The sequence below is a fragment of the Magnetococcales bacterium genome, assembly GCA_015231755.1.
Lineage (GTDB): Bacteria > Pseudomonadota > Magnetococcia > Magnetococcales > Magnetaquicoccaceae > Magnetaquiglobus.
Window position 1 is genome coordinate 24,748 of the sequence record JADGAZ010000021.1, and the last position, 25,139, is coordinate 49,886.

General features: G+C 59.4%; 19 protein-coding genes and 1 pseudogene. 13 read left to right on the forward strand and 7 right to left on the reverse strand.

Annotated features, from left to right (window positions below):
* Positions 1 to 81 precede the first annotated feature (81 nt).
* The 5 genes and pseudogenes from HQL98_13360 to HQL98_13380 form a co-directional block, all read right to left on the reverse strand.
* Entirely contained in the window at positions 82 to 627 is a 546-nt protein-coding gene (locus HQL98_13360; GenBank protein MBF0273032.1) for a hypothetical protein, read from the reverse strand.
* Positions 624 to 1,931, reverse strand: coding sequence for a spore maturation protein (locus HQL98_13365; GenBank protein MBF0273033.1), 1,308 nt, complete (start codon positions 1,929 to 1,931; stop codon positions 624 to 626). Before HQL98_13365 ends, HQL98_13360 begins: the two co-directional genes overlap by 4 nt.
* Before the next feature lie 102 nt (positions 1,932 to 2,033).
* Positions 2,034 to 3,494 (reverse strand): HAMP domain-containing protein, encoded by a 1,461-nt coding sequence (locus HQL98_13370; protein MBF0273034.1) that lies wholly within the window; start codon positions 3,492 to 3,494, stop codon positions 2,034 to 2,036.
* A gap of 171 nt (positions 3,495 to 3,665) precedes the next feature.
* Positions 3,666 to 4,046: pseudogene (locus HQL98_13375) on the reverse strand (CZB domain-containing protein).
* A 301-nt stretch (positions 4,047 to 4,347) separates the two neighbouring features.
* Positions 4,348 to 5,442 carry a sulfotransferase gene (locus HQL98_13380; protein MBF0273035.1) on the reverse strand — a complete coding sequence of 365 codons (1,095 nt, stop codon included), beginning with the start codon at positions 5,440 to 5,442 and terminating at the stop codon, positions 4,348 to 4,350.
* Between the two features lie 181 nt (positions 5,443 to 5,623).
* Here HQL98_13380 and rfbA point away from each other — a divergent pair, with 181 nt between their 5' ends.
* Genes rfbA through HQL98_13395 form a run of 3 tightly spaced genes read left to right on the forward strand, consistent with a single transcriptional unit; the run spans position 5,624 to position 8,702 of the window.
* Positions 5,624 to 6,499, forward strand: coding sequence for a glucose-1-phosphate thymidylyltransferase RfbA (gene rfbA, locus HQL98_13385; GenBank protein ID MBF0273036.1), 876 nt, complete (start codon positions 5,624 to 5,626; stop codon positions 6,497 to 6,499).
* An 11-nt stretch (positions 6,500 to 6,510) separates the two neighbouring features.
* Positions 6,511 to 7,530 (forward strand): dTDP-glucose 4,6-dehydratase, encoded by a 1,020-nt coding sequence (gene rfbB / locus HQL98_13390; protein MBF0273037.1) that lies wholly within the window; start codon positions 6,511 to 6,513, stop codon positions 7,528 to 7,530.
* Entirely contained in the window at positions 7,503 to 8,702 is a 1,200-nt protein-coding gene (locus tag HQL98_13395; GenBank protein ID MBF0273038.1) for a DegT/DnrJ/EryC1/StrS family aminotransferase, read from the forward strand. The genes rfbB and HQL98_13395 overlap by 28 nt, the downstream gene beginning before the upstream one ends.
* Here HQL98_13395 and HQL98_13400 read toward each other — a convergent pair.
* Positions 8,677 to 9,696, reverse strand: a complete 1,020-nt coding sequence (locus tag HQL98_13400; GenBank protein MBF0273039.1) for a glycosyltransferase family 2 protein — start codon at positions 9,694 to 9,696, stop codon at positions 8,677 to 8,679. The genes HQL98_13395 and HQL98_13400 overlap by 26 nt on opposite strands.
* A 304-nt stretch (positions 9,697 to 10,000) precedes the next feature.
* On the opposite strand from HQL98_13400, the gene HQL98_13405 reads away from it, so the two are divergent.
* Genes HQL98_13405 through HQL98_13415 form a run of 3 tightly spaced genes read left to right on the forward strand, consistent with a single transcriptional unit; the run spans position 10,001 to position 14,012 of the window.
* On the forward strand, positions 10,001 to 10,645 hold the full coding sequence (locus HQL98_13405; GenBank protein ID MBF0273040.1) for a hypothetical protein: 645 nt from the start codon (positions 10,001 to 10,003) through the stop codon (positions 10,643 to 10,645).
* On the forward strand, positions 10,642 to 12,897 hold the full coding sequence (locus HQL98_13410) for a hypothetical protein (protein ID MBF0273041.1): 2,256 nt from the start codon (positions 10,642 to 10,644) through the stop codon (positions 12,895 to 12,897). Before HQL98_13405 ends, HQL98_13410 begins: the two co-directional genes overlap by 4 nt.
* An 8-nt stretch (positions 12,898 to 12,905) precedes the next feature.
* A complete protein-coding gene (locus HQL98_13415; GenBank protein ID MBF0273042.1) occupies positions 12,906 to 14,012 on the forward strand; it encodes a GNAT family N-acetyltransferase in 1,107 nt (368 codons plus the stop codon).
* Here the strand turns inward: HQL98_13415 and cysC are convergent.
* A complete protein-coding gene (cysC, locus tag HQL98_13420; GenBank protein MBF0273043.1) occupies positions 13,976 to 14,581 on the reverse strand; it encodes an adenylyl-sulfate kinase in 606 nt (201 codons plus the stop codon). The two genes, HQL98_13415 and cysC, sit on opposite strands and share 37 nt — an antisense overlap.
* A gap of 155 nt (positions 14,582 to 14,736) precedes the next feature.
* Between cysC and HQL98_13425 the strand changes: the two genes are divergently transcribed.
* The 7 genes from HQL98_13425 (at position 14,737) to HQL98_13455 (ending at position 25,139) form a co-directional block, all read left to right on the forward strand.
* The gene (locus HQL98_13425) at positions 14,737 to 15,375 is read left to right on the forward strand and encodes a hypothetical protein (GenBank protein ID MBF0273044.1); all 639 of its coding nucleotides are present in this window, start codon (positions 14,737 to 14,739) and stop codon (positions 15,373 to 15,375) included.
* 111 nt (positions 15,376 to 15,486) lie between these two features.
* Positions 15,487 to 18,996, forward strand: coding sequence for a PAS domain S-box protein (locus HQL98_13430; protein MBF0273045.1), 3,510 nt, complete (start codon positions 15,487 to 15,489; stop codon positions 18,994 to 18,996).
* A gap of 32 nt (positions 18,997 to 19,028) precedes the next feature.
* On the forward strand, positions 19,029 to 20,030 hold the full coding sequence (locus HQL98_13435) for a response regulator (protein MBF0273046.1): 1,002 nt from the start codon (positions 19,029 to 19,031) through the stop codon (positions 20,028 to 20,030).
* Complete coding sequence (locus tag HQL98_13440) at positions 20,027 to 21,268, forward strand: DUF1015 domain-containing protein (protein MBF0273047.1); 1,242 nt, start codon at positions 20,027 to 20,029, stop codon at positions 21,266 to 21,268. Before HQL98_13435 ends, HQL98_13440 begins: the two co-directional genes overlap by 4 nt.
* Positions 21,269 to 21,497: 229 nt before the next feature.
* On the forward strand, positions 21,498 to 23,000 hold the full coding sequence (locus tag HQL98_13445; GenBank protein MBF0273048.1) for a glycosyltransferase family 1 protein: 1,503 nt from the start codon (positions 21,498 to 21,500) through the stop codon (positions 22,998 to 23,000).
* A 44-nt stretch (positions 23,001 to 23,044) separates the two neighbouring features.
* Complete coding sequence (locus HQL98_13450; GenBank protein ID MBF0273049.1) at positions 23,045 to 24,106, forward strand: radical SAM protein; 1,062 nt, start codon at positions 23,045 to 23,047, stop codon at positions 24,104 to 24,106.
* Positions 24,099 to 25,139: a glycosyltransferase family 2 protein gene (locus tag HQL98_13455; GenBank protein ID MBF0273050.1), complete on the forward strand. Its 1,041-nt coding sequence runs from the start codon at positions 24,099 to 24,101 to the stop codon at positions 25,137 to 25,139. The genes HQL98_13450 and HQL98_13455 overlap by 8 nt, the downstream gene beginning before the upstream one ends.

A 25,139-nucleotide genomic window follows, 5' to 3' on the forward strand; every position in this document is an offset into this window, starting at 1 on the left:
CCGGGTTTCACCCCCGGCATGATCCCCTGGCCCTTTAAAGCCGATCATCCTCTTCTGTCTTGTTCTGTCACGATTCTTTAGTCACGCCACTCCTGTCGCAATCTCCGCCAGTTCCAACGATTCCCGATAGTGGACAAATCGCTCATCCAGCCACAGGTTCAAACCCACGGCCCATTCCAGATTTTCAGGCCGCTTCTCGATCTCCCCGTGAACCCGCTGCACCACATGCAAGGCGACACTCATGAAGCCATCCTCGGCGAAGGTGTCGGAGATGAGCTGGAAGAAGGTCAGATCGTTGAACAATCCTTCCAACCGACGCCGGTTCATGCCCGGCAATGCGGGTGTCAAGCGTTCCAGGGCCGCGGAAAACAACTGGGTATGATGGGGATGGGTGGCGAGTACGGCCTGTTTCCAGGCGAAGGCCAGCATGGGGCGGTAATGACGCTCCAGGCTTTGGCGTTTGAGCAGTTGATGGGGTTTCAGGTCGAGCAAGGCATAACAGGATTCGTCCGGTTGGATGGCCAGATCCCGCAACAGCACCCCCATCAAATCCTGGATCGTACGCCGTTTGCGTCGTTGCAGATTGCCGTTCCATTCCGCTTCCAGCGCGGCTGGAGTCATGGTCATGGGGCGCCTCCTCCATACAGCCAGGAACAGATGAACACCGCCGCCACCACCCCCGCCAGATCGCCGATCAAGGCCGCAGCCAGGGTATGACGGACCCGACGGATACGAATGGCGCCATAATAGACCGCCAGAATGTAAAAAGTGGTTTCGGAGGAGCCTTGCAAGGTACTGGTCAACATGCCCACATACCCATCCGGACCGATGGCGGGATTTTGCAGCAAGGTGGCCAGAAATCCCTGGGCTCCGGAACCCGACAAAGGCCGCAACAAGGCCATGGTCAAGGCATCGGCGGGCAGGCCGACCTGAGCGGTCCACGGCCCCACCAGACCCGTCAGATATCCCAACGCGCCGCTGGATTTGAACATGCCGACCGCCACCAAAATGGCCACCAGATAGGGAATGATGCGCACCCCCACCTCGAAGCCCTCCCGCGCCCCTTCCACGAACACCTCGTAGACCCGCACCCCGCGCACGAAACCGAATCCCAACATGCCCAGCATCAGGGTGGGCAGCACCCACGGGGAGATGGTACGACCATACAAGATGGTCACCGGGATCAAGCCAATCAGCACCAACAGGGCCGTTGTGGAGACCCAGGGGGGATACCCCCGCCCCACCACAGCCGGTCCATCAGCTTCCGGGATGACGGCAGCCCCGCCACTGACCATGGAGTCGGCAGTCTCAGCGCCGGAGTGGGCGGCAAAGAAACGTTGCAAAAACTTGGCGCTCATGATGGCCACGGAGGTGGAAAAAAAGGTGGCGAACAGGGTGGTGGAAAGAATGGCCGCAGGGTCCGCAGAACCCACCGAGGCCCGCAGGGCGATCACGCTGGTGGGAACCAGGGTGACACTGGAGGTGTTGATGGCCAGAAACAAGGCCATGGCATTGGTGGCGGTGCCGGGATTGGGATTGAGGCGATCCAGCTCCTTCATGGCCCGGATGCCGAAGGGGGTGGCGGCGTTGCCCAGTCCCAGGGCGTTGGCCGACAGATTGAGAATCATCGCCCCCATGGCGGGATGGTCCGCCGGCACCTCCGGGAAGATTCGAATCATCAAGGGACGGATCAGCCGGGCCAGCACCACCAGCAATCCCCCCTCCTCGGCCACCTTCATCAGACCAAGAAACAGCGCCATCACCCCCACCATGCCGATGGAGAGGGTCACCGATCCATTGGCGGCCTCCACCATGCCATTGGTCAAAGCCTGCATGGGGGAGTCCCCGGATCCCGTGGGGATCCACAACCACTCCCGAACCGCCGTCACCCCGAAGGCTGTGGCGACCAGAATAAAAAAGAAGAGATTCATGCGACGTCAGACCGCGTTCTCATGGGAATGCTGGATGCATGCGGAACTGCACCCCCTGGACGCCACCAGGAGGATGAACCCCCTGGTGCCGCCGGGATGGGGTCAGAAAGTCTCGAATTCATCATCATGGGAACGGTTTGGTGCCGGCAGCGCCCGCAGGGAATCGCCACCGGATGAAGAAACGACAGGGGTTGCACGCGCCACGGTCAACTCCCTGCGACGGACCGCAGGACGGCGGCCGATTTTGAAGAATCCCATGATCTCTTGCAGTCGGGAAGCCTGTTCGGACAGTTCGTCGGCGGTGGCCGCCATCTCTTCGCTGGCCCCGGCATTGCGTTGAATCACCTTATCAAGCTGCTGAATGGCCATATTGACCTGACTGGCCCCCTGATTCTGTTCCACGCTGGCGGCGGCAATCTCCTGCACCAGTTCGGCGGTACGTTTGATATCCGGCACCAGTTTATTCATGATCTGACCGGTGCGCTCCGCCACCTGCACGCTTGAAGCCGACAGATGACCAATCTCTCCGGCGGCGCTTTGGCTGCGTTCCGCCAGCTTGCGCACCTCGGCGGCCACCACCGCGAATCCCTTGCCGTGTTCCCCAGCCCGGGCCGCCTCGATGGCGGCGTTCAGGGCCAGAAGGTTGGTCTGACGGGCGATCTCTTCGATGATGGAAATCTTGTTGGCAATCTCTTTCATCACCTCGACCGCCGCCAACACCGACTGGCCACCCTCCTGGGCATCCTTGGCGGCCTGGGAGGCGATTTTTTCGGTGGTTTGGGCGTTGTCGGTGTTTTGCTGAATGTTGGAGGCCATCTCTTCCATGGCCGACGAGGTCTCTTCGATGGAGGCCGCCTGTTCCGAAGCTCCCTGGGAGAGATTCTGCGCGTTGGCGGAAGACTCCTGACTGCCATTGGCCACGTTTTCCGCCGCGTTGATCACGTCCTCGACCACCTGACGCAACCGCTGCACCATATCGTTAAGCGCCTGCGCCAGACGACCGGCTTCATCCTTGCGGTTCACGTCACACTCGCACTCTCCATCCAGGTTGCCCAGCGCCACTTTTTCGGCAAAAGCGATGCTGACCAGAATCGGACGGGTAATGGAACGGGTCACGAAAGCCGCCAACAGCAAACCCAGCACAATGGCTGCCGCGGAAACGGACAACACCACGTTGCGCACCTGATGGGCATTGGTGATCATCTGGTTTTCGGACAGAATTTTCTCTTTGGCCAGATCGTTCATGTCGTGAAAATGTTTTTTCACCGTCGCCAGATGCACCTGGGTCTCTTCGGTGAAGATTTTTTCCGCCTTGGCCTTGCCCGCGAGATTCTCCCGGGCACGCTCCTGCATCTTGGCCAAGGTCGCCCGCACCTTGCCCAAAGCGGGAATCACATTCTCTTGATAATATCTGGCGGCGGTGGCCACATCTCCGGCCAGCAACGCCTTTTTGATGGCTTCGCCTTCCTGGTGAAGCTTGCGATGGTCGGGTTCGATCTCGTCAAGCATACGGGCCAGGGTGGCATCCGAGGCGCGCATTTTCTTGCCCTCATCGCCGTACATGAATTTGCCCAATCCGCACTTGGTGGGATCAAGCTGCACGGTCAAATCCTTTTGCGACTGCAAAATCGCATCCTGCACCTTGCCCGACCACACCAGATGATCCACCTCCCGCTGGGTGAGAAATTCCGGCAGACGGGGGTCGGCCCGTTGGAACACTTCGGTGATTTTGTGCGCCGAGGCGTGCAACAGCTTGTGTGGCTCTTCCAAAGAGACCAGCATGGGTTTCAACTCGGGAATCAGGGTCTCCGCCTGATGGCGTCCATCGCCGTAATACCACTTGCCAAAGGCGCATTGGGTATGGTCCAACTGCACCCCCATCTCGGTGGCCTTGTCGTCGTTGATGAAGGCGCTCACCTTGTTGGCCCAGTTCAAATGGTCCACTTCCCGCTGCAACAACTCACCTCTGAGTTTGTTGCCCGCCACCACCTCCATGCCGTCGCTGACCATGTTGGAAATGCCGTTCAAAGACCAGCCGGATACCACCATCAACAGCACCAGAACCAGCCCGATGCCTATCAAAATTTTTTTGCCAAGGCTCAAATTATTCCACATGACTGCTCCTCCCCCCTCCGTTTAAGGCATAAACGGCTCTTCAAACCGTTGCAGGTGAATACCTCGAATCGGGATACAAGTTTCTCAACTGGATCGTCGTCAACATTTAAGATCGGATTGCCGGTTCAAAATCCACGCAATGCGCGTGATGCCCACACGGCAAAGACATCGGCCATTTACTGAACGAATCTTGCGGATAGTGCAGACAAATCAACGAAACAGCAAGGTTTATCACGCACACACCAAAACATCCGGACCGTCATTTCATTACCTATCGAACCCGGTGGAGACGCTCCTTGTGTCACTCTTTTTTGCCACCAACCCACCGGACCACACGGCCTCGCAACGGACCCGCCAGATGCAATACAAGAGGAATCAACCATTTGGCCTTCTTGGCATAATAGACCGGCGTGACAAACCGTTTGCACATCGATCCGATCCATCGGGGCCATATGGTGAAACGCTCCGCCAGGGAAAACGACGGATGCACCGTCGCATAACCGCTATTGCGCAGGGTCTCCCCGGCCACGAACTCAAACAAACGCTGATCGTCCGCATGCATGGCGCGACGCCATTTTTCCTGATTGTCGACCCGCACCGGCCCGCTCAACAGATCGTGGGTGCCTCCGGTGGAAAGAATGCGGGCGGTTGCGCTGCCCTTCAGATCGGGGGAACCAGTCGGCCTCGGCAGTCCCAAAAAATCGGCAATGGTTTGCAGGGTCTCTTCCGGTTGTTTCAGCAACGTTTCGTAACGGATCTCCAGATAGGCCCCCGGATTGGCCACCCCCCAGGTCCGTTTGTCTTCCACGTGACAACGCCACAACCAAGCCGCCTCTCCCAGCGTGGCCGGACCCCACCAGGATTTCAACCAGGACAAGGCCACATCCCGCCCATCGCGCACGATATGGACCACCTTCATCTCCGGCAGATGACGCTGCCAGATCTCCAGGGGCAACGATTCATAAAAAGAACTGTTGTCAACCCACCCCCGCCGGCCATGACAGTGCGCGTAACGGACAAACAAGCCCCGAATCAATCCACCAAACCCATCCGATTCCGTCACCAGGGACTCCGCCTGATCCCGGACCGCCAGCAAAGTGACCGGGTGCAGGTCCGCGCTGGATTTTTCCGGATAGTTGCGCGCCACCAGCAGTTCCAGAAAAGCCAGAATGGTGGTCAACAAGCGCCTGCGGTTGGACGACTCCCGCAAATCCCCCCACAAAAACAGGGATTCGGCAAAATAGGGAATGAAATGGGTCTCCAGAGGCGCGGCCAGCCCCAGACTCGATTCCATGAGGGAAGTCAACAAGGTGGTGCCGGAACGATCGCAGCCCACCACAAACACAGAAGGCGGCACCGGAGGCAGGTCCGACCGGGACGGAATGGAAAGAGACATCAGGACTCCTCAATTCAGGATCAGGATTCAAATCCCACATTAATGGCATGACCTTCTCTCAGTCAAAAGAAAAAAACGTGCTCCCGCCATTGAATAGGTGACGCGCCCGACACGATCCGCTAAGATTTTGATGGCAAACCCTGGTGACCAGCCACACATCTTAGTTGAGGAGGGACAACCGATGAAGGGAATCATACTGGCCGGTGGATCGGGCACCCGTTTGTATCCTTTGACCATGGGCACGAGCAAACAACTGCTCCCGGTCTACAACAAGCCCCTGATCTACTACCCCCTCACCACCCTGATGCTGGCGGGCATCCGCGACATCCTCATCATCACCACGCCGGAAGACCAAGCCGCCTTTCAAAGACTGCTCAAGGACGGATCCCAATGGGGGATCAACCTTTCTTACGCGGTGCAACCCGAGCCGGGCGGCACGGTACAAGCCATTCTGATCGGCGAAACCTTCATCGATCACGCTCCGGTCTCCCTGATTCTGGGGGACAACATTTTCTACGGGGAAGGAATTCCGGGCATTCTCAAGGACTCCTCCCGACTGACCTCCGGGGGATTGATCCTGGCCTATTATGTTCAGCATCCGGAACGCTACGGCGTGGTGAGCTTCGACGCCGAGGAACGGGTGATCCATATCGAGGAAAAACCCGCCCAACCCCGTTCCAACTGGGCCATGACCGGGCTGTTCTTCTATGCCGGGGATGTGGTGGAAGTGGCCAAGGAGGTGCGTCCCTCCCCCCGTGGCGAGTTGGAAATCACCGACGTCAACAAGCACTACATGCGCCAGGGCACCTTGAAACTGCGCCTGCTGGGACGGGGCAACGCCTGGTTCGACACCGGCACCCATGAATCGTTGCTGGAAGCGGCCAACTATGTGGCCGCGGTGGAGAGGCGTCAGGGGTTGATGATCGCCTGTCCGGAAGAGGTCGCCTACGCCCTCGGCTACATCGACAGCGATCATCTGGAACGGCTGACCGCCTCCTATCTCAAAAACAACTATGGGAACTATCTGCAACGGTTGCGCACCCCGGTTCAGCGATAAGGGGAAATTTCATGGCAACCTTCACGCCACAATGCGCCCTGGTGACCGGTGGAGCGGGATTCATCGGCAGCCATTTTGTCCGCCACACCCTGGCCACCCAACCCCGGACGCGCATCGTCACCTTGGACAAGCTCACCTATTCCGGTTCCCTGGAACGGCTGAACAATCTGCCCAACGGGGAGCGTCACACCTTCGTGCGCGGCGATATCGGGGATGCGGCCCTGGTGGAGCGTCTGCTGCGCGACCACGGAGTGGATGCCATCATCCACTTCGCCGCCGAAACCCATGTGGACCGTTCCATCTCCGGTCCGGCCCCCTTCATTCAAACCAACATCGTCGGCACCTTCACTCTGCTGGAGGCGGCCCGGGGCTATTGGTTGACCGAAAAAAAATACCAGCCGGATCACTGTCGTTATCATCAGGTCTCCACGGATGAGGTGTTCGGCTCGTTGCACGACAACGATCCCCCCTTCGTCGAAACCACCCCCTATCACCCCAATTCCCCCTATTCCGCCTCCAAGGCCGCCGCCGATCATCTGGTGTGGTCGTATCACCACACCTTCGGATTGCCGGTCACCTTCTCCCACTGTTCCAACAATTATGGCCCCAGCCAGCAACGGGAGGCCTTCATCCCCACGGTGATCCGCGCCGCTTTGGCGCAACGCCCCATTCCTTTGTATGGAGATGGGGGCAACCGACGCGACTGGCTGTTTGTGGAGGATCACTGTCACGGCATCGATCGGGTGATCCAACAGGGTCGCCCCGGGGAACGTTACAACTTCGGTGGCGGACGGGATCCCACCAATCTGGAGATCGTGCAACTGTTGTGCGCCATCCTCGACCGGTTGCGCCCCATCCAGGGATCCCATACCCGTTTGATCACCTTCGTATCCGACCGTCCGGGACACGACTGGCGTTATGCCATCCACTTCGGCAAGGCGCAGGCGGAACTGGCGTGGCAACCGGCGGTCTCGTTGATCACCGGTCTGGAAAAAACCGTTCAATGGCATCTGGAGAATCCGCCATCATGAATTCACCCGTTCGGGATCAATTTCTGGTTTTCGGCAAACCCATCTTGGAAGAAGAAGACATTCAAGAGGTGGTGGAGAGCCTGCGCAGCGGCTGGCTGGGCACCGGTCCCAAGACCACCCGTTTTGAAAACGACTTCAAGGCCTACAAAAACGCCCCCCACGCCATTGCGGTCAACTCCTGCACCGCCGCTTTGCATCTGAGTCTGCTGGTGGCCGGACTGGGGCCGGGTGACGAGGTGATCACCACGGCCATGACCTTTTGCGCCACGGTCAACACCATCCTTTATGTCGGCGCTACGCCGGTGCTGGTGGACATCGATCCATGGACCTTCAACATGGATCCGGACCGGATCGAGGCCAAAATCACCCCCCGTACCAAGGCCATCGTGCCGGTTCATTATGGGGGATATCCCTGCGACATGGACCGGATCGAAGCCCTGGCCAAAAAACACGGCCTGATGATCATCGAGGATTGCGCCCACGCCATCGAGACCGAATACCATGGACGCAAGGCTGGGACGTTCGGGGATTTCGGCTGTTTCAGTTTTTACGTCACCAAGAATCTGGTGACGGGGGAAGGAGGAATGGTGCTGGCCAAAAACGCCGAACAGGCGGCGCGCATCAAGACCCTGGCGCTGCACGGCATGACCCACGACGCCTGGAAACGCTTCGGCACCGAAGGGTTCAAGCAGTATCAGGTGGTGGAGATCGGCTATAAATACAACATGATGGATATACAGGCCGCCCTGGGCATCCATCAACTGCGACGCATCGAACGCTCCTGGCAACGCCGCCGGGAGATCTGGAACACCTATCAGCAGGCGTTCGCCTCATTACCTTTGCAATTGCCCATCGAGCCGCCCGCAGGCATCCGCCACGCCCACCATCTGTATACCATTCAATGGGACGAAGCCCGCATCGGCATGCCCAGAAGCCATTTCCTGGACGCCATGAAGGCCAACAACATCGGCATCAGCGTCCACTATCTGAGCATTCCGGAACATCCCCGCTATCAAGAGTTGTTCGGCTGGCGGGTGGAGGATTATCCGGTCACGGAGCGGGTGAGCCGTCAGACCGTCAGTTTGCCGATGTCGGCGGGGTTGAGCGACCAGGATGTGGCGGATGTGATCGCGGCGGTCACCGGGATCATCGCGGGGGTGCCGGGCCGTTGATCACCTTGGCGACCACCGCCTGGGGACGACGACTGGCCAGCACATAGGAGCGCCCCACATACTCCCCCAGAATGCCGATGAAACACATCTGCAAGCCGTTCATGATCAGCATGACCACCATCAGGGAGGCCCAACCCGCGTCATTCGGCCCGAAGGATTCCGGCGACAGCCACTTTTGCAACACCACCCCGGTGGCGGAAACCACCCCGGTCACGAAGGCGAACAGTCCCAGAAAGGTGACCACCCGCAGCGGCTTGATGGAAAACGACACCAGCAGTTTCATCCACAGTTGCAGCGATTTGAGCAGCGTATAGTTGCTTCTGCCCTCGAAACGGGCATGCACCTGGACCGGAATCTGGTCAAAGCGGGTAGAAACCTGCACCAGCAGGGCATCGATAAATGGAAAAGCCCCATCGTAGAATCCGATATCCCGCGCCACCTCCCCCCGCATCAACCGATAGGAGGTGAACTGGAAATCCTTCGGTTTGTCCAGCAGCCACTCCAGGGTGCGGGCGTGCAGGGCGCGTCCCAGCCGTTTCCAGCCCGGATCGGTCTGGATTTCCAAAGAACCGAAGATCACCTCGGCGTCGCTGGTGCGCATGGCGGCGAGCAGTCGGGGCAGATCCGCCGGATCGTGTTGCAGATCGTCGTCCATGGTGGCCACGAACAGGCCTCGGGCCAGTCGCAACCCGGTCATGATGGCGTTGTCCTGGCCGAAGTTGCGCCGATGATTCACCCCGATCACATGGGCATGACGGGCGCACAAAGCGGCGATCACCCGCCAGGAGCCATCCCTGGAGCCATCGTTGACCAAAATCACCTCGAAGGCGATCCGTTCCGGTTCCAACGCCTGATGAATCCGTGCCAGCAAGGGTTCCAGACAGGTTTCGCTGTGATAGACGGGAATGACGATGGAAAGCTGAATCTCTGGGTCCATGCGCGGGGCCGTCTCGAAGGAAAAGGTGTCTTGGTGGGTGGCGGTCGGACGGATCATGAAAGATCAGGCTTGAAAAGTCAACGCGCAGGCCCGAAGCCACCAAACGACCGACCGGAATGCCCCCGACACGCCATGACTTAAGAATCTTGCGACAACCGGCCATCGCAGCAGGTCCGGATTGCCGCCCCGGCAGGGGCGTAAGTCAGGATCTTATTGATTTTACTGCCTACTTTTACCCTTGACATTTTAATCAAAGCGTATCATTTTCTTGATAAATCTCTTCATTCAAGGATCTTCTAAGGGTTTTCTGTCCGTCGGATCCTGTCATGGATGGCGATGGAGCGAAACAGGAGCTTCATCCATGGATCACCACTCTCCAGGCCACTTTATTCATCCAACCGCCATTGTCGACGACCCCATAGAAATTGGCAACGGGAGTCATGTCTGGCATTTCAGTCACCTGATGAGCCACTGCGTCATCGGAGAAGCCTGCAACATCGGCCAGAATGTGGTGATCGAAAAAAAGGTCCGCATCGGCAATCGCTGTCGCATCATGAACAACGTCACCGTCCACGAACAAGTCACCCTGGAAGACGATGTCTTTTGTGGTCCCGGCGCTGTTTTTACCAATGTGATCAATCCCCGGGCCCATATTCCACGCAAACATGAGTTCAAACCGACCCTGGTGCGTCAAGGATGCACCATCGGCGCCAACGCCACCATCGTGTGTGGCGTGGTGTTGGGCCGTTTCAAGACCCATACCATTCCGGTTCCGACTCCGGAGTGGGCATCCTCCTGTTTTGACAAAACAATCAACCACGACGAAATGAAACAAAAAGGGGTGATCGATGCCGGCACCTGGAGTCACCGCATTCTGACCGACGCGTGGCTCGACACCATCGTTCAGCAAGGCAAGGGAGAGGTGATCTTTCAATCCCCCGCCGGTCGTACCCTGTTGCTGTATGGACGCACGCCCAAAGAAAGAGCGCAAGCCGTCCGACCATGACCCATCATCCCGACCATGAAGCTCCCCTCCAGACCCGTTCCTTGTTGAAGAGGTTGATTCCGTCCCGCATCGGCTCAAGCTCCGGTTCATCCTGGAGTGAAATCCTGCTGGCTTTGCTGCTGATCGGGCTGGCGCAATGGACCATCACCACGCATATCATCGGATTGGGGTTCGGGGGCCATTTCGGGGATCTGCTGCGCTGGGCTTGGTGGATTCCGCCGGGAATGGTCGTGCTGTTCCGACTGATTCAGGGACAAAAACAATCTTCCATCCTTTCACCCCCGTCCGCCCCCTCGTGCGCAGATCAAACTGTCCCATCCCCGATCACGCCCCATCCCCTGATCACGGCAGTGGCCCTGGTGGCCCTGTTTGAAAGCGCGGCGGTCTATTTTCCCTCCAGCCGTTTTCATCTGTTCTGGATCGGCGCCATGCTGTTTCTCGGCCATGGCTGGCTGAACACGGTGAAACAGGAAGGTATCACTCCGGCAACCCGGCATGATACCAGCCGCGGCGACACGCTGATCCATGGTCTATTGATCCTCGGAGCGGTGCTGATCACCCTGACCGCCCATCGGCCCGATCCGGACGATCAGTATTATTCCAATCTGGCGGTCATGACCCTGGAACACCCGGAACGCCCCCTGCTCTCCTGGAACGGCATGATCTGGGCGGAAAACGTTCCGACCTGGCTTCCCGTGGACCGGTTGCCCTCCATCGAATTGCTGGTGGCCATGGTCGCCCATCTGCTGGATGTGGAACCCATTGCTGTCTCCCATCTGGGCATGGCGCCGCTGTTTGCCGCCTTCACCGTTCTGGCCCATGGAGCGCTGCTGAGGCTTCTGGTGCCGACCTTCTGGCTGCCGGCGTTGATTGTGGAGATGTTTTTGTTGTTGGCGTTGGGGGGGGAGGTCCGGGCAAGTTTCGGGGTGTTTGCGTTTGTCCAGCTTCATTTTGGCAAAAGTCTGCTCTTTTCCACCCTGGCCCCGCTGGTACTGCTCTTTGCCTTGCGCTACATGCGCACCGGCTCCCGAAGGGATTGGCTGTTGCTGTTCGTCGGACAAATCGCCGCCCTGGGCTGCTCCTCCTCCGCCTTGTTCCTGGCCCCGGCCACCGCAGGAGTGGGACTGGCCGCCCTGTGGCGACCCGACCGGCTCTCCACAGGACGACTCCTGACAGGTCTGATCACCACGGTCTATCCCCTGGGAATCGGCCTCCTGCTTTTGGCCTCCATGTCCCACGCCATGGAGGCCATGACCTGGACCCCCTTGAGCATCGAACAAAACCTTGCCAGAGTTCTGGGGAGCGGTCCCCATCTATGGTTTTACCTGCTGACCCTGATCGGCGCCTGGACCACCACCCCGGACCCCCGCACCCGTCGCACCCTGCTGGGACTCTCCTGGGTTTTCATGGGGATTTTTCTCAATCCTTTTTTTTATCCCCTGCTTGCCCAACACCTCACCGGTCCGTTGACCACCTGGAGGCTGCTGTTTGCCCTGCCCCTGCCCGCCATGGGCGCCATCCTGCTGCTTTCCCTGGCCACATCGACACGGAATGATCTGCCCTTGCCAGCCAGACCCGTACTGTTGGCAGTCACTCTGGGGGTATTGCTGCTCTCCTTTTATGCCCCGTGGCGGGGATTCTGGAGTCAACCGTTCGCCTTGACGAGCGCCATTCTGGCCCTGCTCTTTTTCGCCGGGTTTACCTCCCGGTGGCGCTCCCTGCTCTCCGGGTTGATTCTGATGGGGATGCTGGTCTCCCTGATCCATCTGGCCCCTCCCAACCGGCGCACCCCCCTGGCCCCGCCCCGCACCCTGATTCACGCGCCGACGATCAAGGCGCCACCGCAACTCTTCGCGCTGGCCGAAAAAATCGTCTCCCTGGCGCCAAAGGGCCGCTCTGCCCTGCTCCCGGAAGAGGTCGGCGTCTGGGTGACCACCCTGCGTCATCATCCGCCTCTGGTCGCCCTGTCCAAAAGCTACCTGGAGCAGTCCGCTCCCCAACTGGAACCCGACGCCCTGACCATACGGGGGGCCCTGCTGGATCACGTCTCGGGGAAAACCCGACTGCCCGACGCATCACGACAGCTTCACGAGGCGGTGCGTGCCTATCGCATCGGCCTGGTGGCCGTCAAACAGGATCACCCGTGGCTGGAAGAGATGACGGCCACGATGATTGGATTGAATTTCCAAACCATCCAGCACGATGGCTATCGGATCTGGATCCCGGCTTCCCGATCTTCCGCCTCCAAGTGACCATGCCCATGTCCATTCCTGTCACCCCGATCACCCAGACCGATGCCGAAGAGCCGGAATACGGACTCGTTCCGGCAGAAGGTGACCTGATCCACGCCTCGGCGCCAATGGTGCAACTGTTGCGTCACATGATGCCCAAGGCGCAGGTGATTCGGCTGGAGGCCCGCGACGATCACAACCACCGACTCAGAGGTCTGCTGCACTGTTTCATTCAGGATGGCCCGTGGGGACCGATTGCCAACTCCCTGCCTTTTTTCGGCACCCATGGCGGTCCGGTGGTGCCGGATCAGGATCCCGCGGTCAGAGCCGCGCTGGTGGAGGCGTTTCGTCAACTGGTACGGGAAAAAGGCTGCGTCGCCTCCACCCTTATCACCTCTCCCATGGATCCGGACCCGCAACAGATCCGCGCCATCCTGTCGCCGGATTATGTGGATTCCCGCATCGGACTGATCACGCCCCTGCCTGCCCAAACCGGAGTGGACGGAAACAACCTGATGGCGTTGTTTCACTCCAAATCCCGCAACATGGTGCGCAAGGCGTTACAGGGCGGATTCCGACTGGATAAAACGGAAAGCCCCGAGCACTGGACCTTTCTGGAAAACACCCACGGACAAAACATGGCGCGGCTGAACGCGGCGACCCATCCCGAGGCGTTTTTTCGTTATGTGATCCATCCGGCTGCCCCGTCCCTCGAAAAACATTTGTATACGGCGTTTCTCGGGGATGAGCCTGTGGCCGGACTGTTGCTGCTTTCCCATCACAAAAGCATGGAATACACGGTTCCCGTGATTCGGGAGGAGTACCGGGCATCCCAACCCCTCAGCTTCCTGATCTGGCATGCCATGATGGAAGCGGTGGAGTCGGGATGCCGCTGGTGGAACTGGGGAGGAACCTGGTTGAGCCAGGAGAGTCTGTACCGATTCAAAAAACGCCTCGGCGGGGTGGATCATCCCTATTACTATTATGTCAACGTTGACGATCCGATCCTGTTGAAGGTCGAACGTCACGCCTTGATGCGGGAATACCCCTTTTTTTACGCCTATCCCTTTGGACAGGTGGAAAACCAATCTCTACCGGATCATCCGATGCGTCCGTTGAGTCTTTCCATCACCTGATCCACACAGGCTTCGATGGAGGCGCCTCCGGTATCGAGGGTCAATTCGGGATATTCCGGGGGTTCGTAGGGAGAGGAGATGCCGGTGAACTCCGGAATCAATCCGGCCCGGGCCTTGCGATAAAGACCTTTCACATCCCGTTGTTCACAGATTTCCAGGGAGCAGTGACAATAGATCTCCATGAAATCCTCCGGGGCCACCAGTCCCCGCACCCGCAGCCGGTCGGCGCGAAACGGCGAGATGAAACCACACAGCACGATCAAACCGGCGTCGAGCATCAATTTGGCCACTTCACCGATGCGGCGGATGTTTTCCACCCGATCCTGGTTGGTAAAGCCCAAATCCCCGCACAGTCCGTGACGCACATTGTCCCCATCCAGGGCATAGGTGCGACGCCCGGCGTCATGGAGACGTTTTTCCACCCCATGGATCATGGTGGACTTGCCGGATCCCGACAGCCCGGTAAACCAAAGAATGTTGCCACGATGACCATTCATCTGTTCCCGTTCGGCGCGGGAGACCTGCACCGCCTGCCAAACGGCATTGGGGCTTGTTGCCTGTTGTGCCATGGATCGATTTGCCTTTTGATGGAGAAGAGAGCGACGTGGTCAAAACCCCGCACGCAAAACAAAGAAGAGAGTGGATGGAAAACGGGTTCGTTGGTATCATGAATCCTGTCACGATGACAAGAGAGGATCTGTTCGCAGGTTGCACGGAGAACGATATGCCCCAGAAGAAAATACACGATTCCGCATCCACCCGCGTCATGGCCTATCGGAAACGACGCCTGGAAGGCATGAAGCGCGTCGAAATCTGGTTGACGGACGACGAACTCGCCCAGCTCGATGCGGTGGCCGAAACCACCGGCATCAGCCGCGCCCGGGTGGTGGCGCAACTGCTTGCCGATCGCGCACCGCTCTCCCCGGAAATGACAATGTCACCCGTACCGGTTCCAGTACCGGTTGCCATGCCGGCTCCGGTGGCTCCGATCGCCGCTCCGATTCCGGTGGCCGCTGTGGTTCCGACCCCGATCGCCGCTCCGACCCCGATCGCCGCTCCGACCCCGATCGCCGCTCCGGCTCCGGTGATTGCTCCGGCTCCGGTGGCCGCTCCGGCTCCAGTGATCGCTCCGGCTCCGGTGATCGCTCCGGCTCCGGTGGCCGCTCCGGCTCCCGAGGCTTCCCAAACCTCCACGGCACCAACCCGGCCCGCCCCGATGCCACCCCCGTCCCCCCTTCCAGAAACCAATCATTCCGTGGACGGAGGCCATTCCCGTCCTTCGACCCCTCCGGAACGCCATCGGGCTGAACGGAGCAAAGAGGTCTTTCTGGCCTCGTTGCGCAGCCTGGGCCAGAAACGATGACACGGCTGCTGTTTTGGGACCGTTGCCCAAAATGACGATGACCGCTATCCTAAGCAGTCCAATCAGAGATGCGTCATCACGCGCACTTTGTCCCATGGGAGCGCTTCCATCATGAAACATGCGAACAACGGCACCCCGGAACCGGATCGACACCCCACCGGGGTGGGGATCATCCGGGAGAGCGGCGCCATCCACGCCACCGATGCCGTGTTGCACGCACTGACCCGGGCCTGGGGTTCCCCCGAGGCGTGGTGGAGCAAAATTGCGTCCGGATTCTCCTATCCGGCGGTGACCCGCTGTCCCCAATGCGGTCTCGGACAACGCCTGGGCTGGCGGGAACAGGTCATCGATCCCCCCACCGGTGCCGGGGAGATCACCTTTTCGATTGAATTCATCGGTCACGCCCATCCCCTGGCCCCCACCATGCTCGGGGATTTGATCTTGGTGCGGGATGTCACCGAGGAACGTGCCCAGAGTCATTCCGTCCGCCAGAAAATCAAGCAATTCCACTCCATCTGCGACTACATGGAGGATGTCTATTACCGCATGGATCTCAACGGGATCCTGCAATTCGTCAGCCCTTCGGTCCAGAAACTGCTGAAACATCGCCCGGCGGAAATTCAAGGGCGGGCCATGTCCGACATCTGCGCCAATCCCGAGCATCTTCAGGAGATGTTGCAGATTCTCAAAACCACCAACCGGATCGAAGACTTCGATCTGGTGCTGCTGTGCCGTCGGGGCAAACAGGCTCCGGTGTCGATGAGCGCCCATGTGGTCATCGACGAACAAGGCCAGCCGATGGCCATTCAGGGCATTTTCCGCGACGTGATCGAACGCACCCGTCTGGATGCGGCCCTCGCCGACCGGACCCGTCGCTTCCAGGAGGACATGAGCCGGCTGGAGTACCAACAGGCGGCCATCGACGAACAGATCCTCATGAGCATCACCGATCCGGAAGGCAGCATCACCCACGCCAACCAGAAACTGATCCAGGTGAGCCGCTACACTAAAGAAGAGATCATCGGCCGGAATCACAAAATCTTCGATTCCGGCTATCATCCCAAATCTTTCTTCAAGGAGATGTGGCGCACCATTCAAAGCGGACGGGTGTGGCGCGGCGAAATCCGCAACCGCAAAAAAAACGGGGATCATTTCTGGTTGGATTGCGCCATCGTTCCCTTTCTGACCCCCGCCGGACGCCCTTTTCAATACATCACCGTGGCCTCGGACATCACCGAACGGGTCATGACCGAAACCCGACTGGAACAAAACATCGAATTCCTGCGCCGGGTGATGGACGCCATGGGCGATGGCGCCTATGTGCTCGACAACAAAGGACAGGTGCTGCTGCTCAACCGGGAGGGGGAACAGTTGCTGGGATGGCAGGAGTCGGAAATCCTGCACCGCAATCTCCACGAGATCATCCACTACAAACGACCCGACAACACCCCCTTTCCGGTACGGGATTGTCCCGCCCATCAAAGCCTGCTGGGACGCTCCTACCGGGTGGAGGAAGACCACTTCATCCGCAAGGATGGCACCGCCTTCCCGGTCTCCTACGTCACCACGCCGATCATGCATGAAACCGAAATCATCGGTTCCATGGCCATTTTCCGCAATGTCGCCGGTTCCTTGGAGGAACTCCATCAGATCAAGAAGTGTCGCGATGCCGCGCTGGAGTCCTCCCGTTTGAAATCCGCCTTTCTGGCCAACATGAGCCACGAAATCCGCACCCCCATGAACGCCATCGTGGGGATGAACGATCTGCTCATGGATACCCTGCTCAACGAGGAACAACAAGAGTTCGCCGAAATCATTCGAGACTCTTCCCGCTCCCTGTTGGCCCTGATCAACGACATTCTGGATTTCTCCAAGATCGAGGCGGGCAAGATCGACATCGAACGGATCGATTTTTCCCTGCTCACGGTGGTGGAAGGGGCTGCCGAACTGCTGGCGCCCCAGGCCCACGAAAAGGGCATCTCCCTGATGACCCATGTCTCCTCGAAAATCCCCCGCGCCCTGATCGGCGATCCGGGACGGTTGCGCCAGATGTTGCTCAACCTGCTGGGCAATGCCATCAAGTTCACCGAGGATGGAGAGGTGACCCTGCGGGTCAACCCGGAAGAAGAGTCCCGCAATCAGATCATGGTCCATTTTTCGGTTTCCGATACCGGCATCGGCCTGGAACTCGGAGAGGTGGAAGCCCGACGCCTGTTTGAACCCTTCACCCAGGCGGAACGGGGCACGGCGCGCAAATTCGGCGGCACGGGTCTGGGACTGGCCATCTCCAAGCGTCTGGCCGAATTGATGGGAGGAGAGATCGGCGCCCAGAGCCGCATGGAAGGAGGAACGCTTTTCTGGTTCCGCATTCCGTTTCAGCCGGCCCGGGAGGGGATCACCGACGACGCCGACGATTCACGACTGATGAATCTGTTGCCGGGTGTGCGCATCCTCACCGTGATGGAACGCCCCACGGATCAGGAGATCCTCGGGGAGTGCTTCAACGCCTGCGACATGGTCCATCACGGCACCATCAACGGCGAACAGGGACTGATCGCCTTCCGCGAGGCGGTAAAACAGGAAACCCCTTTCCAGATGGTGGTGATTTCCACCTCCCTGTCCGACATGGATTGCCAGATCATGGCGGATCTGCTGCATCGGGAGGCGGGGAATACACCTTTGTCCCTGATCGCCCTCATGGACTGGGACGACAAGGAAGAACGGGCCCGTTTTCTCAAATCGGGATTTGCCGGAGTGCTGGTCAAGCCGGTGCGTCGCGCCGAGTGGATCCGCTGTCTGGTGGAACAGATCCATCCCGAAGCCGCGGTGCCGACACCGGATTCCATCACCCCTTCCGCCACCCGCGAAAGCCGTACCCCCGAACCCGACGCCTACGATGCCTTGGAATCGGGCAATCTGCTGCTTTTGGTGGAAGACAATCCGGTCAACCAGAAGGTGGCCCTGCTGCAACTGAAAAAACTCGGTTATGCCGCCCACGCGGTCTCCAATGGCCAAGAGGCGGTGGAAGCGGTCACCCATCTGCCCTACGCCCTGATCCTGATGGATTGCCAAATGCCGATCATGGACGGTTTCGAGGCCACCCACGCCATTCGCAAGTCCGAACAATCCGCCTCGCGGCACATTCCCATCATCGCCATGACCGCCCACGCCATGAAAGGCGATCGGGAACGGTGCCTGAACGCCGGCATGGACGACTACCTGAGCAAACCGGTTTCACCGGAAATACTCTTGCAGAAATTGCAATATTGGATCCCGAAAAGTATCGGCACGCCTCCACCCGTGGAAATCATGCAGTTGCGACAACTTTTCGGAAACGATGACGAGATGATTCGCGAACTTTTGTATCATTTCCGTCCCTCGGCCAAGGAACTCCTGGACAAGCTCGCCGAGATGATCCAAAAAGAGGATGGAGAACGGGTACTGGAGGCGGCATTGGAACTCAAGGAAGCCTGTTCCAACATGGGGGTATCGGCCATGGCCCAACTGGCCCGGGTCATGGAGCAGGCGTCGTCCCACATGGAGTGGAACGAGGCCAAACGCACCCTGGAACGGCTGGAAACCGCCTTCCAGAATGTCGAAGCATTCATTGAAACCTTCTGATTCCACCACAAGGATGAACGATTTTGGGAGCCATGGAATTGACCGATGATGCGCGACGCCAGATCGAAGAGATTCTGCGTCATGCCGAGCGCCTTCTCGATGCCTCCTCGAACAGCACGCTGCGCCTGCGCCTGCAAACCATCCGTCAGGCCACCGACAGCCTGTTGTCCCAGTTGGACACCACCGAGTCGAGCGCAACGGCCCCGACGGGACTGCCCGAAACCCCATGCATTCCACCCGCGATCATTCAGGGCAATCCTCACATTCTGCTGGTCGAGGACAATCCCTTCACCCAGAAACTCATGACCCGTCTGCTGACCCAGCAGGGATACCGGGTTACCCTGGCCCAGAACGGTCACGAAGCCCTGGAAGAAATAAGCCGTACCCCCATGGATCTGGTGCTCATGGATTTGCGCATGCCGGTGATGGACGGATTCCAGGCCACCGCGGAAATTCGCCAACGGGAAAACCGTGGCACCGGTCGTCGTGTTCCCATCATCGCGGTGACCGCCCTGGTGGCCGAGGAGGAACAGCAACGCGCCATCGACGTGGGAGTGGACGGATACCATCCCAAACCGGTCCGGGCGGCGATCCTGTTCGCCGAAATGGAACGACTGTTGAACATCCAATCCGCCACCTCGCATTCAGCCGCCGCAACGGAGGATGACGAGGATGTGGAGATGATCGTGGACATGGACCGGTTGCTCAAAACCGTGGACGGGGACATGGAGTTGCTCAAGGAGATCACGGATCTGTATTTCACCGACGCTCCCCGCCAGATGGCCCGCATCGAAAGCGCCCTGACCATCGGCAATGCCAACGAAGTGCGGGAGGCTGCCCACAGCTTGAAAGGGGCCACGGGGGCTTTTGGTCGGGTTCGGGTTTACGATCTGGCCCTGGCCCTGGAACAGGCCGGAAAAAAAGGCGAACTGCGACACGCCGCGGAACTGTGGCACCAGTTGATCATCGCCTTGCGTACCATGGAAGAGACCATCCAAAAAGAGATCGTTTATTTGTCCGGAGAATCATCGTGACTCTGTTGCACCCTTTTTGCGCGTGGCGTCCCCGTTGTGGTCTGGAACAACGGGTGGCCGCTCCCCCCTACGATGTCCTCAACAGCGCCGAGGCCCGACGGATGGCCGACGGCGTACCCGAATCCTTTCTGCGGGTCTCCAAGGCGGAGATCGATCTGGATCCCGCCATTCCCACCCACGATCCACGGGTCTACGCCATGGCCAGGGAACGCTTTCAGGCGTTGCGCGCCGAAGGTATTCTGGTGCAGGATCCGGCGCCCTGGTATTACATCTACCGTCTGGTGATGAATGGTCGGGAACAGACCGGCGTGGCCGGAGTCGCCTCCGTGGCCGCCTACCTGGACGAGCGCATCAAAAAACACGAATTCACCCGACCGGACAAGGAAAACGATCGCACCCGTCTCTCCGACACCCTGGACGCCCACTCTGGACCAGTCTTTCTGACCCACCGCCACGATCCGACCATCAAACGGCTCACCGAATCCTGGATGGCCGACCATCGGCCCGTATACGACTTCGTGGCCAACGATCAGGTGCGGCACTCGGTGTGGACCGTGGATGATCCGGTGGTGATCGATGGCTTGCGTACCGCCTTCGACCGGTTGCCCGCCTTGTACATCGCCGATGGTCATCATCGGGCGGCGGCGGCTTCCCGGGTCCATCTGGCGCGCCGCAAGAGCGATCCGAATCCCGAGGCGCTGCATGGCTATTTTCTGGCGGTGACCTTTCCGGATACCCAGGTGCGCATCCTCGACTACAACCGGGTGGTCCGGGATCTCAATGGGCTGGACGAAACCCAACTGCTCGCCCGCATCGCCACGATCCCCCGGCTGACCTTGCTGCCTTCGGCTCAACCGGTACGCCCCTCCAGCCGTCACGAATTCGGCATGTACCTGAAGAATCAATGGTTCCGCCTCAAGATCGCCCTGGAGCCAGACCGGGAACACGATCCGGTGCAACGGCTGGATGTGACCATCCTGCAAGATCGTCTGCTCCATCCGATTTTAGGAATCGCCGATCCCCGTCAGGATCACCGCATCGATTTCGTCGGCGGCATTCGGGGTCTGGAAGCCTTGACGCAACGGGTGGACTCCGGCGAAATGGCGGTGGCCTTTTCCCTGTATCCCACGGCGTTGGACGAACTGATGGCCGTGGCCGATGCCGGCGAAGTCATGCCGCCCAAATCCACCTGGTTTGAACCCAAACTGCGGGACGGGCTGCTCGTTCAGACCTTCTGACCCCCACCCGCCCCCGATTTCGACACTTCCGCCTCCAGTGACCGGACTCTCCCCCGGCCCTGGGGGCGATGGTACTTCCCCCCGCAACACGCGACGCGACATCCCCCGAAGAGAAATATCCGGAATGGCCGTCTTCCTACCCAATATCACCATTTGGCTTATATATTGCTTGCAATAACCCGGTAACCATCACCCCAGCCATCAAACGCCAGTACCGGAAAAACCCGCCATGACGCCTGTTCCAACCCCATTGGCCCCGCCATCTCCCCCGCCTGAGAACTGGGCCGTCGACAGCTTTTATTTCCTGCCCGAACTGGCCCATGCTGCCGCCCGGCAAAATCGTCCGGTCAAATTGGCCCATCCCACCATCATCGGACAACAAGTCTGTTATTATCCCGGTCCCCCGGTGCCCTATGCCACCCCCAACATGGTGGCGGTCCCCATGGAGGACGCGGTCGACTTTTTCGCCTTCACCCGCTACCGCCGGCCCTCCAAACTGGTACTGCCCGTCGAATGGCCCGAAGAAAAACAACCCGTCGCCCTGGCATGGTTGAGCAAGACCCTTTCAGCCGCCCTGTCGCTCCGCAACACCGTGCAAGAGCGGTTGACCCAGACCATTCGACGCTCCACCGTGACGTTTTCAGCCAGACAACCCCTGCGGATCTATCTGGGCAGCAGCCGCTTGACGACGGTGATGCAATACACCTCCAAAGGCATTGCCAAGGCCCTGGAGGAGCTGGGTCATGAAGTGACGCTGGATCTGGAACAAAACGGCCTGGAACAGTTGCATTTCTTTCATCATATCGACAAGATCGCCACCATCAATCCCCATTTGACCATTTGGGTGAACCACCTCAACAACTACATGCTCAGTCCGGAAGTGGTCAATTGCGCCTGGTTCCAGGATCCCATGTCCCAGATCGTCTCCGGTCAACCCCTGCCGTTGCGCAGCCGGGACGTGATCTTCTCCTTAAGCCCGGAAATCGACCATTATCTGCGCGGCTGCGGCGTCGAACACATCCAACGCCAATTCATGTGCGTGGATCATACCCTGTTCCGCGTCATGCCCGAGGTGCGTCGGGAACCCAAAGTGGTGTTTGTGGGCAGTTCCTACCGGCCCCACCTGTCGAGCCTGCAAAACCAGCCCGGTTTTGAGGCCTTCATCGGCGCGTTGCAAGAGGCCTTCGCGCAGGGCCACCCGTTTCATCAAGGTTTTGTGCTGGAGACCGGACGACGCCATGGCATACTCCTGAACGACAGCTACTGGTCCTATGTGGCCAATTACATCGTGCGGGATACCACGGTGCGTTGGTTGTGCGCCAACCCCACCACCAAAGTGGAGATTTATGGTCGATACTGGGATCAGGATCCGCTGGTGGCCCCCCATTACAAAGGGGAACTCCCCCATGGCCCGGCCCTGGCCGAAGTGTACAACTCGGCCTCCATGGCCTTGTGCGTCATCGTCAAGGAGCTCAACTCCCAGCGACTGGCGGAAATCGCCGCCTGCGGCGCGGTACCGCTGATCTATGACACCCGGGATCTGGCGGAACCTCCCCACTGGGATGAGGACGCCCTGTTTTTCCGCACCCAGGAGCAGTTGAACGCCTGCCTGCGACAACAACGACCCATGGGCAATCCGGAACGCATTGCCCTCCCTTTTCACTATACCACGTTGGCCCGCACCTTCCTGCGGGAGGTGGAACGGCTGACCGGAGTTGAAACCCTGCAATGATGACACATCCCTGTGGCCAATTGAGTCCCAGAGGGGTTCTGGATATGGGCAGACGCTGCCCTCACTCCTGCACCTTCTGTTTCTACAGTTTCTACGACAACTCCGACGACCAGTTTCATTATCTGCGTCGCGCCCCCTGGGTTTCCGGGGAGGCGTTGCGCCGGGTGCTGGACAGTTTCGTCTCCTGGGGGCTGACCCATTTCGACTATACCGGCGGGGAACCCTCCCTCCACCCGGAGTGCGTCGAAATCACCCGCTACGCCCATCGGGAACTGGGGCTGAAAGGCCGGATGATCTCTTTGGGCATGTTTCTGCTGGCACCCCGCCCGCGGGGTGGCGTGCTGCTGGATGACCTGCTGGATGCGGGACTGGATGATTTTCTTTTCTCGTTCCACACTGCGGATCCTGCTCTTTTCAAGCAGCTGACCGGGGCGGAACTGGACAAGCTGCACCGGGTGATGGATAACCTGGACGATCGGGGCTTTTCTTATTGCATCAACATCGTGGTGTCGTCGCTCAACGAGCAGACCCTGGCCGAGACCGTCGCGGCCCTGGGGGGACGGCGGGTGCGAATGGTCAATTTCATCATGATGCGCATGGACTGGGGCTTGCGCAACCGCCCCAACATCGCCATCGCCAAAAAGGGACGTCTGACCCACACCATCCGCCATCTGACCGCCGCCGTGGACCTGTTGAACCAGGCCGGAATCGCGGTCAACATTCGCTACGCCCCCTATTGTCTGCTCAAGGGTTACGAACGCCACATCGTCGGCTACAAGGGATTGCAACTCGACCCCTACGAGTGGCGCAACGGCACCCTGGCCGCCAGCGAGGGGGTTCCCTATCTGAAATGCCACACCCTCAATGAACACCGTCATGAGGTGGTTCCCCGGTTTGAAAACGATCCGGTCTACAAACTGGTGTTCGGTCCCCAATGCGCCGGGTGCGGCCTGCGTCCGATCTGCGACGGCGCAGACGCCTTCTACATCGAAGAGTTCGGCTGGGAGGAGTTCGTCCCCTACGCGCCACCGGTCATCCACGATTATGTCCATTTCCGCCACGATTATCCGGGTGTGTTTCTCCTGAAAGAGCAGCCGCATGAATAAACTCACCATCCTCCTCACCACCCAAAACCGGCGGGCCACGCTGCAACGCGCCCTGGAGGCGATTTTCGCCACCGTGGATCCGGCCATCCCCTTCGAGGTGCTGGTGGCGGACGATGGTTCCACGGACGACACCCCGGCCTTTCTGAACGCCCTGGCCGGGTCGAACCCCTCCGTCTCGACGCTGCGCAATCCCACCGCCCGCGGACCCGCCGCCGCCCGCAACCGGGGCATCCGACAGGCCAGCGGGGATTTTGTGCTGATCGCCGGGGATGACGTGATCTTTCAGGCCGGGGCCATCGGGCTTTTATACCACCACGCCCTCACCCATGACATGAGCCGCGCCTCGGTGATCGGCAACATCGGCCCCTGTCCGGAAGGAATCACCCCCTTCGAGCACTGGTGCAGCCACGGGGGTTCCCAGTTCACCCACTACCGGATCCAGGAGTCCGAACGCCTGGATTGCGGCGAGGCCTATTTCTACACCAGCAACATTCTCACCCCCCGGACCCTGCTCCTGGAATACCCCTTCGACGAAAGTTTTCCTTATCCCCGTTACGAAGACCGAGAACTGGGCTACCGGTTGCGTCGGGCCATCGGGCATGTGATCCACTATGAAAAAAACGCCCTGAGTACCCATCGCCATCCCCTGCGGTTTGCCAATTGGCTGACGGGTTTCAAGACCTTCGTCTGGTCCGCGCTCCACTTCGCCAATCTTTACCCCCACGACGCGACCTTGGCCAGACAGTTGGGACTGGAGCGGGCACGAAACGAAACCCGCTTCGATTTCAGCGCGTTGACCGTGGCCGCGGAAACTCTGAACGCCAAACATCCGCTTTATTTTTCGGAGGATCCGACCATCAGCGGCCCGGCCCGGCAGGAACTCGGTCAAGGATTCCGGCTGATTCAGGAGTTCTTCCGGATGATGTATTTCCGGGAGTGGCTCACCCTGCCACCCCAGTACGATGCCCGTCACGATCTCCACGCCAACCAGGCGGCCACGCGGCTGCTGGCGCAACTTTCCGGAGCGTTGTAA